This window comes from Psychrobacter sp. M9-54-1 (assembly GCF_016613355.1).
Taxonomy (GTDB): Bacteria; Pseudomonadota; Gammaproteobacteria; order Pseudomonadales; family Moraxellaceae; genus Psychrobacter; species Psychrobacter faecalis.
The window spans coordinates 94,997-107,502 of the sequence record NZ_JADGFW010000024.1; the positions used below are offsets into that span (position 1 = coordinate 94,997).

10 protein-coding genes and 1 riboswitch are annotated in these 12,506 nt (G+C 44.8%); of the genes, 7 read left to right on the plus strand and 3 right to left on the minus strand.

Annotated features, from left to right (window positions below; translation table 11 throughout):
* The first annotated feature begins 268 nt into the window (after window positions 1–268).
* Both IQ457_RS10035 and IQ457_RS10040 read left to right on the plus strand, forming a co-directional pair.
* On the plus strand, window positions 269–1,117 hold the full coding sequence (locus tag IQ457_RS10035; RefSeq protein ID WP_200663053.1) for an EamA/RhaT family transporter: 849 nt from the start codon (window positions 269–271) through the stop codon (window positions 1,115–1,117).
* A gap of 160 nt (window positions 1,118–1,277) precedes the next feature.
* Complete coding sequence (locus IQ457_RS10040; RefSeq protein ID WP_200663054.1) at window positions 1,278–2,168, plus strand: fructose bisphosphate aldolase; 891 nt, start codon at window positions 1,278–1,280, stop codon at window positions 2,166–2,168.
* 86 nt (window positions 2,169–2,254) lie between these two features.
* On the opposite strand, the gene thiC is transcribed toward IQ457_RS10040, so the two are convergent.
* From thiC to argH, 3 genes are all read right to left on the minus strand, one after another.
* Window positions 2,255–4,228 (minus strand): phosphomethylpyrimidine synthase ThiC, encoded by a 1,974-nt coding sequence (gene thiC, locus IQ457_RS10045; protein WP_207161732.1) that lies wholly within the window; start codon window positions 4,226–4,228, stop codon window positions 2,255–2,257.
* A gap of 262 nt (window positions 4,229–4,490) precedes the next feature.
* Window positions 4,491–4,614: riboswitch (TPP riboswitch) on the minus strand.
* Window positions 4,615–4,765: 151 nt separating this feature from the next.
* Window positions 4,766–5,056 carry an oxidative damage protection protein gene (locus IQ457_RS10050; RefSeq protein WP_068407860.1) on the minus strand — a complete coding sequence of 97 codons (291 nt, stop codon included), beginning with the start codon at window positions 5,054–5,056 and terminating at the stop codon, window positions 4,766–4,768.
* A gap of 240 nt (window positions 5,057–5,296) precedes the next feature.
* Window positions 5,297–6,670 (minus strand): argininosuccinate lyase, encoded by a 1,374-nt coding sequence (gene argH, locus IQ457_RS10055; RefSeq protein ID WP_200663095.1) that lies wholly within the window; start codon window positions 6,668–6,670, stop codon window positions 5,297–5,299.
* A gap of 218 nt (window positions 6,671–6,888) precedes the next feature.
* Between argH and IQ457_RS10060 the strand changes: the two genes are divergently transcribed.
* The 5 genes from IQ457_RS10060 (at window position 6,889) to IQ457_RS10080 (ending at window position 12,470) form a co-directional block, all read left to right on the plus strand.
* Entirely contained in the window at window positions 6,889–7,935 is a 1,047-nt protein-coding gene (locus IQ457_RS10060; RefSeq protein ID WP_242465406.1) for a sensor histidine kinase, read from the plus strand.
* A 293-nt stretch (window positions 7,936–8,228) separates the two neighbouring features.
* Window positions 8,229–8,966, plus strand: a complete 738-nt coding sequence (locus IQ457_RS10065; protein WP_200663056.1) for a LytR/AlgR family response regulator transcription factor — start codon at window positions 8,229–8,231, stop codon at window positions 8,964–8,966.
* Between the two features lie 379 nt (window positions 8,967–9,345).
* Window positions 9,346–10,383 carry a hydroxymethylbilane synthase gene (gene hemC / locus IQ457_RS10070; protein WP_200663057.1) on the plus strand — a complete coding sequence of 346 codons (1,038 nt, stop codon included), beginning with the start codon at window positions 9,346–9,348 and terminating at the stop codon, window positions 10,381–10,383.
* 117 nt (window positions 10,384–10,500) lie between these two features.
* Entirely contained in the window at window positions 10,501–11,457 is a 957-nt protein-coding gene (locus IQ457_RS10075; protein WP_200663058.1) for a uroporphyrinogen-III synthase, read from the plus strand.
* A 71-nt stretch (window positions 11,458–11,528) separates the two neighbouring features.
* Window positions 11,529–12,470 (plus strand): hypothetical protein, encoded by a 942-nt coding sequence (locus IQ457_RS10080; RefSeq protein WP_200663059.1) that lies wholly within the window; start codon window positions 11,529–11,531, stop codon window positions 12,468–12,470.
* The last annotated feature ends 36 nt before the right edge of the window (window positions 12,471–12,506 follow it).

Consider the following 12,506-nt stretch of genomic DNA (forward strand, 5'->3'; position numbering starts at 1 on the left):
AATCGTTACTTTTGTTATTAGGATTGCTGGTTATTTTAACAAAGTTCGTCCTCATGCTTGCATGCTAATTGTAAGCTGAACAATCAAGCGCACAATAATTAGATTGCTGCAGATGAAATATTTTGTTACATTCCATTATTTCTTTTAGTTTATTGCTTTCCTTTATTTATACGTTTTAGTAAACGAGAAATCAGCTAATGAATAAGTATTTTTTACTCATATAAAAATAATAAACGCGCAAAGTTGCGACTTAACAAGGATAAAGTTGATGATGTATTTAACGATAGCGGTGCTCTGTAGCGTCGCTGTTTCCGTACTTTTAAAAATATTACGCCAAAAAAATATCGATATTCGCCAAACCATCGTGGCGGGATATCCCGTGGCATTTCTATTAACTTGGCTGTTATTAAAACCAGATGTTAGTAGTATCGGCGCACTTGGCAATGCGTGGGGTATCATTATTGCGCTTGGTATCTTGTTGCCAGCAGTGTTTATTATCCTTGGGCGGGCGATTGAATCGGTCGGGATGGTCGCAACCGATGCCGCCCAGCGTTTATCGCTTATCATTCCTATCGTTGCTGCTTTTTTATTGTTTGGTGAAGTATTAACGGGTACGCGCATATTTGGTCTGTTGTTAGGGTTTTTGGCGCTTGGTGCTTTGGTTTATCGTCCGCAGCATGGGCTTATAAATAGCCAAGCAAAGCAGACGCCACTCTGGTTGTTTGGCGTTTGGCTAGGCTATGGCGTGATTGATATTTTATTCAAACAAGTTGCCAAACAAGGCGCGGCGTTTCCTTTAACCTTATTTGTGACCTTTGGGCTGGCAGGTTTGCTGCTGCTCGTTTACCTGCTTAGCACTCGCGTGCGCTGGCAGAGCAATGCCCTTAGCGCAGGATTATTACTTGGCGCGCTCAATATGGGCAATATATATGCTTATGTGCGCGCCCATCAAGTCTTGTCTGAGTCGCCAAGTATCGTCTTTACAGGTATGAACGTAGGCGTGATTGCAGTAGCAACTTTAATTGGAGTAGGCGTATTTAAAGAGCGCCTTAATCATATCAATATCGTCGGTTTATTATTGGCGATTGGCTGTGTAGCGGTATTGTTTTTGCTTTAATCTCGCCACTGTGAAATAGGCAAAATTTTAACTTATCAACAATAGGCAGGTGGCATGTCCTATGATAAGGTAATTGACAGTCAGGCTCACACGGTTGAGGGCTGATTGACTTATTATAATAACGTTTGACCCTTATTAATTAGGATAGGATACCCATTCAATGGAATACGAAAAACAACTACAGCATATAAAAAATGGCTCAGGATTTATCGCCGCGCTTGACCAAAGTGGTGGCAGCACGCCAAAAGCATTAGAGAACTATGGCGTCAGCGGCGATGCTTATGACAATGACGAGGCGATGTTTGATTTGGTGCATGAAATGCGCGCGCGTATCATGACTTGTGATGCCTTTGATAATGAGCGTGTGCTCGGCGCGATTTTATTTGAAGATACCATGGAGCGCGAGGTTAATGGCAAACCGACCGCCAATTACCTATGGGAAGATAAAAATATCGTACCGTTTTTAAAGGTAGATAAGGGTTTGGCTGAACACATGAACGGCGTACAGGTCATGCGTCCGATGCCCAATCTAGATTTGTTGTTGGATAAGGCAAAAAATTATCCGGTATTTGGTACCAAGATGCGCTCAGTCATTTATGAGCCAAGTGTCGATGGTATCGAGCTTGTCGTTCAGCAGCAGTTTGATGTCGCAAAGCAAATTCTCTCTAAAGGTTTTATGCCAATCGTTGAGCCAGAAGTAGATATCAACAGTAGCAAAAAACATGACTGTGAAATCATCCTCAAAACTAGTATTTTGCACAATCTTGAATTTTTAGACGATGATCATCAAGTGATGCTAAAACTGACTTTGCCTGAAGAAAACGGATTTTATCAAGAGCTGATTGATCATCCAAAAGTGCTAAAAGTAGTGGCGCTATCTGGTGGTTATAGTCGTCATGACGCCTGTGAAAAATTGAAGCAAAATCCCGGTATGATTGCGAGCTTCTCGCGTGCTTTTACCGAAGGCTTAAGTAAGCAACAAGACGACGCAGAGTTTGCTGATACGATTAATACTTCTATTAAAGAGATTTACGAAGCATCAAAGATTTAATCTACTATAAAGATAAAACAGTTTGCAATAAAAAGCGCTACTTATGAGTAGCGCTTTTTTGTGAATTAAGGATTAACGTTAATCGCTTAAACCTCTTTATACAACTGGCGACCCTCGGCATGATATTTTTCGGTCATCTTTGCCATACCTTGCGCAATCTCAGTTGCACTCATGACGTCTGCGCTTAGATTTTCTTTTGCATCTAAACCTTTAGCATACTCGCGCACGTTTTGAGTGATTTTCATCGAGCAAAACTTCGGTCCGCACATCGAGCAAAAGTGCGCAGACTTGTGGGCGTCTTTTGGCAGTGTTTCGTCATGATATTCACGGGCGGTATCAGGGTCGAGCGCCAGATTAAACTGATCATCCCAGCGGAACTCAAAACGGGCTTTGGACAAGGCATTGTCACGTGCTTGTGCGCCCGGATGGCCTTTGGCAAGGTCGGCAGCATGAGCGGCGATTTTATAAGTGATGATGCCGTCCTTGACGTCTTTTTTATTGGGCAAACCGAGATGCTCCTTTGGCGTCACATAACAGAGCATCGCTGTGCCAAACCAGCCAATCATTGCCGCCCCAATCGCACTGGTGATATGGTCATAACCAGGCGCAATATCAGTGGTTAATGGCCCTAAAGTATAAAAAGGCGCGTCGCTACATAGCTCAAGCTGCAAGTCCATATTTTCTTTAATACGGTTCATCGCCACGTGTCCAGGGCCTTCAATCATCACCTGTACATCATGCTTCCATGCGACTTGCGTCAACTCACCTAGGGTACGTAGCTCACCAAATTGTGCTTCGTCATTGGCATCTTGCAAACAGCCCGGACGTAAGCCATCGCCTAAGCTAAATGCCACATCATACTGCTTCATAATCTCGCAGATATCTTCAAAATGCGTGTATAAAAAGCTCTCTTTATGATGGGCCAAACACCACTGCGCCATGATAGAGCCGCCACGCGAGACGATGCCCGTCAAGCGATTGGCGGTTAGCGGTACATAACGTAGCAGTACGCCAGCGTGAATGGTAAAGTAATCAACGCCTTGCTCGGCTTGCTCAATCAAGGTATCGCGGAATATCTCCCACGTTAAGTCTTCGGCAACGCCATCGACTTTCTCTAAGGCTTGATAAATCGGCACCGTACCAATTGGCACTGGTGAGTTACGAATCAACCATTCACGGGTTTCATGGATATGATTGCCGGTCGATAAATCCATAATGGTATCGGCGCCCCAGCGCGTTGCCCAGGTCATTTTTGATACTTCTTCATCGATAGATGAGCCGAGCGCTGAATTGCCGATATTGGCGTTAATTTTCACTAAAAAATTACGCCCGATAATCATCGGCTCAGATTCAGGGTGATTGATATTATTGGGGATAATGGCGCGGCCTGCGGCAACTTCGCTGCGGACAAACTCAGGGGTGATGATTTTTGGCGTATTGGCACCAAAGCTTTCGCCATCGTGTTGGCGCATATCGGTCAGTTCGTGCTGCTTTTGCGTCTCACGAATGGCGATATATTCCATTTCAGGCGTGATAATACCGCGACGCGCGTAATGCATTTGCGTGACGTTCTTTCCTACTAAGGCGCGACGTGGTCTATCAATATGCGCAAATCTTAAGTTAGCAGTACTGATATCACGGGCGCGCGCTTGTCCGTATGAGCTAGATAAGCCGCTTAATTGCTCGGTATCGCCGCGCTCAGCTATCCAGCCTTCACGCAATTTGGGCAAACCACGGGTCAAATCAATCTCGACATTGGGATCGGTATAAACGCCTGAGGTATCATAGACGTAAAACGGTGGGTTTTGTTCCCATTCGGACTCGCTTGCCCCTTGTATGGGGGTAGGGTCAAGGGTGATCTCGCGCATCGGTACTTGAATGTCAGGACGTGAGCCCTCGATATAGACTTTTTTAGAAGCGGGTAAGATGCGGTGTAAGTCGCGGGCGTCTTCTTCAAACCGCGCATCATTGGCGGTACGGTGAGCAGGCGTTTTGAGGGCGTCGGCTTTTTTGTCAGAAGTTTTGACAATAGGAGTTGAAGTATTCTGTGTGAGGTTCATATGCTGTCCTAGCGTGTTGGTTTTTTGAATAAAAGCAACACCGCCAGTAGCTGCGGGGCAAGACGATGCAAGATAGACAAATTCAATCATCAAACACGTGCACTATTATTAAATTCAACTTTCATTGAAAATTAATCTAATGCCATGTTAAATGATTGGTAGGCGCCGCTTTTTATTGCTTGCCTCATGGCCGCGTAAAAACGCTAGCATATGAAGTATGAGCAATAATAAAAAGGCATTTCTGCGCGCCCTTTGTATATAAAACATAGTCTTAAGACTTCCCTGCGTCGGTACTAACCGCATCAGGTTCGGCGGGTGATCTCTCAGCGAATGTATGACAACCTTATAAACTAAGCTTGTCATACACCGCACCCCGAGTCTGTCAGTGTTGTAAATCAGTCTCATACTAACAAATTATAGGGATGATGCCCAGTCATTTGCCGTTTGTTAGTATAGAGGCAATCTTGCTGTTATTAATGTAATCACTGTCTTTTAATCAATGACAGTCTTTTTAATTAATAAAAATCACCGTGCGTATTATTTTTCTGGTGTCCAACCCTGCGCGCGTTCATAGTCTTCATTGTCCAAAAACTTCTCGCGTTGCTCGGTTAAGAACTTTTTGGCTTCAGGGTCCATCATGCTGAGATGGTTTTCGTTAATCAGCATGGTTTGCTGTTCAAGCCATTCTTTCCAAGCTTTGTCAGAGACGGTTTCTTGTAGCTCTTGACCTTTTTTATTAGGAAATGGCGGATGCGGCATTTTTGGCAATTCTTGCTTATATTTGCGGCAAAAAACGGTATTGGCTTGTGGATTAAAAGTCTCAGTCATCAGGCAATCCTCATTAATTAGGGGTATTAAATTATCGTGTCGAATATTGATATTCATCTATCATAACGCGCTTGCACGATTTAGCAAAGCGTATCAGGTGTAGAGAAAGTAACATCAAATCTATCTAATTCTGGCAAAATCAGGCATGGCAAAAAAACACCCGCACAATGGCGGGTGTTAGAGAAAAGCGCTGGTTTTAAAGCACAGTTTTATTGCTAGCTTCAACTTTAAAAAAATCTTTTACGCAAACGCTTTTAGGCGCGCGCGTCCATTAACCACTGCCTGTTTGACTTGATTTGGCGCGGTACCGCCTAAATGGTCACGAGCGGCCAATGAGCCTTCTAGCGTTAGATAGTCGAAAACATCAGCGCCAATAGCAGCGCTAAACTGCTGTAACTGCGCCAATGACAAATCGCTCAAATCAACACCTTCGCGAATACCCAAAGCAACGGCATTGCCGACCACTTCATGGGCATCACGGAAAGCAACACCGCGGCGAACCAAATAATCTGCCAAATCGGTCGCAGTTGCATAGCCTTTCAGGGTGGCAGCGCGCATGTTTTCCTTATTCGGAGTAATATTCGGTAGCATATCGGCAAAGGCGAGTAGCGAACCCGTCAAAGTATCGACGCAATCAAATAGCGGCTCTTTATCTTCTTGGTTGTCTTTATTATAGGCAAGCGGCTGACTTTTCATCAGGCTAAGCAGCGTCATTAGTTGGCCGAACACACGCGCCGCTTTACCGCGTACTAACTCTGGCACGTCAGGGTTTTTCTTTTGTGGCATGATAGATGAGCCAGTACAAAAGCGATCTGGTATCTGCACAAAGTTAAATTGCGCTGACATCCATAGGATAATCTCTTCGCTCATACGCGACATATGCATCATTAAGATAGAAGCCGCCGAGGTAAACTCAATGGCAAAATCACGGTCTGAGACGGCATCGAGCGAGTTTTGGCAAATACCGTCAAAACCTAACAATTTGGCTGTGATGGTGCGATCAATCGGAAAGGTCGTGCCAGCAAGGGCAGCGCTACCAAGCGGCATCTGATTGATACGGCGACGGGCATCGACCAGACGCTCGGTATCGCGGTAGAGCATCTCAAACCATGCCATCACGTGATGACCAAAGCTCACAGGTTGTGCAGTTTGCAAATGGGTAAAACCCGGCATGATGGTATCGGTATGCTGCTCAGCTAAATCTAGTAAACCGCTTTGCAAACGTACCAGTAGCGCGATGATATTGTCGGTTTCTTCACGTAACCATAGACGAATATCGGTCGCAACCTGATCGTTACGGCTACGGCCAGTATGTAGTTTCTTACCAACCGCACCGACGATATCCGTCAAGCGCGATTCGACATTCATGTGCACGTCTTCAAGCGCAATTGACCAGTTAAACTCACCGGCTTCAATCTCGCGCAGCACTTGCTGTAAACCATCGATAATGGTCGCAACCTCATCAGCACTTAAAATGCCGCATTCTTTCAGCATGGTTGCATGGGCGATTGAGCCTTGGATATCGTGACGAGCAAAGCGTTGGTCAAAGCCGACGGATGCGGTAAAGGCGGCGACAAAACTGTCCGTCGCTTCACTAAAGCGCCCGCCCCACATCTGCTGACCTTGACCACTTGTAGCGCTTTGCGGCGCAGGAGTGTTGGTTATAGAAGCATCTATGCTAGAATCAGGAGTAGATGAATTTTTATTTGAATTAGGATTAATACTATTTGAAGAGTTGGCGTTCATATCGGTACAAGACAAGTCAAGAGAATAAGAACTCAAGTATAGCAAATGATGAGGTTGCCTTACTAGCGGAGCGCTTAGAGTTTTTTATGCCTAAGCTCATGGAGGTGATGAAGCCTTGGCAATGGCTGCTGGCGATCTTTTTTTGGTCGCTATTTGTGGCAATCGTCGATCGGCATAGCGTGGTCAATGAAACGCAGTTTATTATCAAGTTTATGGCAAGATTCATTCAAACCAGCTTGGCCTTGATACCATCTTTTTATCTCACCGATTATTTACGTCCAGTTTTTAAAGGCTTACGCGTAACGACCGTCAGTATGTATGTTTTACTCATTTTGACCACTGCCACGGCGGTGACAGTCGCGTTGGCCTTGCTAATTATGATAAACGCTGGCTGGTTTAACTATAACTTGGCGGACTTTATCTCAATTATTGTGTTTAATACGGTGATTGCCGCCGGATTTACCGTTGCCGCCTTGTTGTTTTTTTTGCGCCGTTATCGTGAGCTAAATGCACTAAAGCATTCATTTGAGCAAAAATTGAGCGCCCAAAATGATGTGTTAAAAGCTCGCCTAGCACCGCATTTCTTTTTTAATACCATCAATACTTTGATGTCGCTGATTGAGTCTGAGCCGCAGCGCGCCGCTATTTTATTACAGCACGTCTCAGCGCTATTTCGTGCCAGTTTTAATGGCGCGCGTGAGATCAGCTTTGAAGAAGAGATTGCCCTGTGTGAGCATTATTTGGCTATTGAATCCATCCGCTTGGCAGATAAATTGGTAGTAAACTGGCAATTGCCAAAAGAAGACGTCATGTATGACATGGTGATTACCGCTTTAACCTTACAAAGCGTGATTGAAAAAATGTTGGTGAACGTCATTAGGATGACCACTGAAACCATTTATATTGATATAAAAGTCACTTGGTTACAGCATCGGGTCGACATTACCATTAGCGTGCAGCTGCCGAAAAAAACCTTGTTGATTAACCATGACTTACGCCAGCATATGGATTTTTATATTCAGGCAGAGCGCCTGCGCGCCTATTTTGGTCAAAGTGCCGACATCCAAAGCAGCATCATGAATAAACAAATTCTTACTAATATTAGCTATCCGCTGCAAGATGTCAGTTTATAATCCTTTCTTTCTTCCTTTTTAAAACGTTTTCCCTAAAAATCTATTCTCTAAATTGTAAGCGTCAGTCATTTATTACAAAGCATTTATCGTGGCATATTTATTGCACCGTCTAAGCTGTTATGTACCGCTAAAGCATTTAAACGGCAAAGTTAAATTCGTGGCTTGCACAAGTGTGGCGGTTGGTTTATAACTTAAGTAGGGAGTTGCATTCTTACTAAGGGATGAGTGTTAAAGATTGATAGGTTATTAATACTTTAAAAGATTTATAAGTAGGCACTTATAAAGGAGTTTGGATGCGGATTGTTGTTTGTGATGATGAGCCCTTAGCTCGCGAGCGTTTGGTTAGAATAGTCAAAGAGTCAGGTCATGAGGTGGTTGCCCAAGCTAAAACCGGCATAGAGGCCATTATCGCCGTAAAATCTGAGCAACCAGACATTATATTGCTCGACATTCGCATGCCAGAGATGGATGGCGTCGAGTGCGCGCAAGAGCTTGCAACGTTAAACCATCCACCTGCCATTATCTTTGTCACGGCGTATGACCATTATGCTATCGCGGCGCTCAAAGCCAACGCCATCGGTTATCTGTTAAAACCTGCTAATAAAGATGAATTACTCGAGGCGCTAAAAAAAGCCACCAATCTCAATGCCGCGCAATTAAACGAGATTCGAAAACTTGAGAATCCAACTGCGCGCCCAGTGCGCGAACATATCGTCGCGCGTACCCACCGCGGCGTAGAGCTGATTGAACTCAAAGACATCTATTATTTTACCGCCGATCAAAAATACGTCAAAGTACGCCATAAAGAAGGCGTTGTCCTCATTGACGACACCCTAAAAGAGCTTGAGCAAGAATTTGAAGACAGGCTTTTTCGTGTGCATCGTAACGCGATTATCAATATCAAATATCTAGATTTTTTAGAAGCCTTGGATGCAGGACAGTTTCAACTGCACTTTAAAGGGATTGATGAGACGCTAGCAGTCAGTCGTCGCCATCTACCGGCACTCCGTGAAAAGATTCAAAGCATGTAGTGATAAGGGCTTCATGCTGTTGACATAATCATGCCATATCATCAAACCCTTATTTATGCTTAAATAGGGGTATTTTTTTGTAGCACTCAGTTTAAAGACATTTAACGTTTATATTGAATACTATAGTGAGAGAAAAGTAATATCAATGCATCACGCACTGCTGATATCAATTTTTCTTGCTTGCTGTGCCTGCGCAGACAGAGGCTACGAAAAATTGATATCAGCAATACCGTAGCGTTTTTAGGGTATTTTGACTATACATTCGCATTATTGTAAAGATAATGAATCCTTTGTTGTTGAGCGACCGTTGTCGAGCGATTGTCGTTAAGTAACTGTTATTCAGCAACGCGATTTTATATCGAATCTATTGAGGCCTTTTATGAGCACCATGCAGCAACCTGCTTTGACTACCTTAAATATCGCCACCCGCCAAAGTCCATTGGCATTATGGCAAGCGGAGCACATTCGTGACCGCCTACTGGCGCTGTATCCTGAGCTGACCATTAACCTGCTAAAAATTGTTACCAAAGGCGATAAAATTTTGGATACGCCGCTGGCAAAAATTGGTGGTAAGGGTTTGTTTGTTAAAGAGCTCGAGCAGGCGTTATATGATAAACAGGCAGATATCGCGGTACATTCTCTAAAGGACGTGCCGATGGAGTTGCCAGAAGGCTTGACGCTTGGTGTTTATTGTAAACGCGCTTCGCCAACCGATGCCTTTGTATCGAATACTTATCATAATATCGATGAGTTGCCGCAAGGCGCGGTGGTTGGCACCGCAAGTTTGCGTCGTCAATGTCAAATCAAAGCCTATCGTCCCGATTTACAAATCAAGACCCTGCGCGGCAACGTTGGTACGCGTTTAGGTAAGCTTGATGCCGGCGAGTATGACGCTATTATTTTGGCAACCAGTGGTTTACAGCGTATCAAGCATGACGAGCGCATTCGTAGTGAGTTGGATATTGATATTTGCTTGCCCGCGGTTGGACAAGGTGCGCTAGCGATTGAATGCCGCGAAGGCGATGACGAGGTTCTAAAATTACTAGCGCCGTTAAATGATGATAAAGCTCGTATCCGCCTCATCGCTGAGCGCGCGCTAAACCGTCATTTACAAGGTGGCTGCCAAGTACCGATTGCGGCTTATGCAGTCTTACAAATGGCTGATGCAGACGACAATAGCAGTAGCAAAAACGATAGCCAAAACGGTAATAATGATGCCGGTGATAGCTTATGGCTACGCGGTCGCGTCGGTCAAGAAGACGGTAGCGAGCTGCTCAAAGCTGATAAACGTCTGACCTTAACGGGCAGCCAAGCTGAGCAAGAAGCGCAAGCCAACCAGCTAGGTATTGAAGTTGCTGAAATGCTACTAGCCATCGGTGCTGGTGATATTTTATCCGCCATTTATAATCCTAAATAGCATCTATATTTAATAATGTTTAACTATTATTGTCATCTCAATCATAGCGCTATCTTTATTCAGATGGCTCTATGATTCAGCGTCCTTTTTTCCTAAGCCTTTTGTCACGGTATGTTTATGTCTTGGTCATCACCGAATTCTACTGATTCAAATCAACCTATTGATAAGCCAGTATTGCTGCCGCAGGTTGTCATCAATACGCGCCCAGTTGAGCGTGCGGCGCCGCTGACCGAGCATTTACAAGCGGCAGGGATGTCAGTGATTGATATGCCGATGTTGACCTTAGAGGCGCGGCCAACTACCGAGCAAGATATGGGGTTGATGCGCCAATGGTTTGCAGGTGACTATCAAGCACTCGTTATCGTTAGCCCGACTGCCGCAGCTTCAGGGCTGTCTATTTGGCAAGCACTTGAGCAAGAATGCCACGTTCAAAAATCTAGCGAAAATGCTAGTCAGCAAAAAGAGACGGGGTTTACAGGTTTAGAAGCGCCAAGCCATCTGATAGCGGTTGGGGAAGCGACTGCGGCAGTGTTAAATGATGCAAAGTTGGCTGCATCAAGCTATCAAGTATTGCAGCCGTTAATTGCCAATAACGAAGGTATGCTAGCCATGCCTGAAATTGACAGCCTTCAAGCTGGCGATAAGCTCTTGGTATGGCGCGGGCTTGGTGGGCGGCGTTTATTGGTCAATACCTTACAGGCGCGCGGTGTCCATATCGATAGCATCGCTTGGTATGAGCGCAAAATGCCCAATGATGCTATGGCGCAGTATAAAGAATGGTACGCCCAGTATCTTAGCCAAAAGTCTGAGCAGCCCAGACCCATCGTGATTGTCAGTAGTAGCACAGCGTTTGAGCATTGGCAAGCGATTGTTACAGAGGTGGCAGCGCAAAAAGCCAATGCAGAAAAATCAAACCGTGCGCCGCTGCAACTCAACGATTTTGCTTATGTCGTACTGGGTGAGCGCTTAGCCAATATGGTTGCTAGTCAGGATTTAAGTTATTGGCGCGTGGAAGATTTGGCGCCCGAAACCATTGCTGCGGCAATCCATACACCGCTAGTTGGTTGCAGTTAAAAAACACTTCCTTTTCTCAAGCCATTTATTTTATATTTGCTTAAAAAATTATTCACCAACGGTGCTGCCTTATGTCCATGAATTCTGACTCGTTAGCTAAGGAACCTTCTGCTATTCAGCAGCGCCGGCAAGCAAATATGTTTTTGGTGCGTTTACAATGGCTGGTCATATTATTGCTTATTGCTGCTTTGCTGTGGTTGTTTATCAGTCAGCAGCGCTTTGAGCGCAGTATAAATGAGCGCTTGCAAAGTAATGAGCAAGTCGTCAGCCGCCTAAATGAGATGGACGATCGCATCTTTGCGATGAGTCAGCAGACGCTGCCAGAGCCGCGCGTCGCTGCTACTAGCCAAGCCCAAAACCAGCTTGATTTGTTGCGCATTCAGATACAGGCGGCCGATAGATTATTGGCGGATAATAATGAGAGTGCGGCGATTGAGTTGTTGCGCGGTCTGCATTGGCAACTGTCTCAAAGCAGTAATGAGGTTGCCCCTGCGCTTACCGTGGTAATCAAGCAAAGTTTGATGAAAGACATTGAACGTTTGCAAGCAAGAAGCTCGCAGCCGAGTCCTTGGCAGCTACAAAACTTAGCCATTCAAAATATCCAAGCGTTTTTGCATAGTTATCAGCGTCCTGCTCGTGCAACTGACGCGTCTAATACTAGCGCTAACGATGTCGGCGTCACCCGCAAAGAACTTATCATTCATGAAGTGATTATGACTTTAAACCTTGCCAGTCAAGCAAGCAATATGCGTGAAAAAGATCAGCTGATTGGCTATCTGCGTCAAGCGCGTAAACAGCTACAAACTCTAGTAGATACGTCTGCGTCAAAATCCGCTACCGATAATAAAAACGCTCAAACAACGAGCAACGCAACTTCTAAAGATAAAGATCAAACCAAATCTGCCCCTCATAATATCGCAGAAGTTGTTGACTGGTTAGATCGACTGATTGCCACGGCGCCACAGCCAACGCCATTGTTGACCACGCAAATTTTAGATAAGCCTAAGCGTTAATTGTCGTTTTTGAAATTCTATAAAAAAATAAGAGAA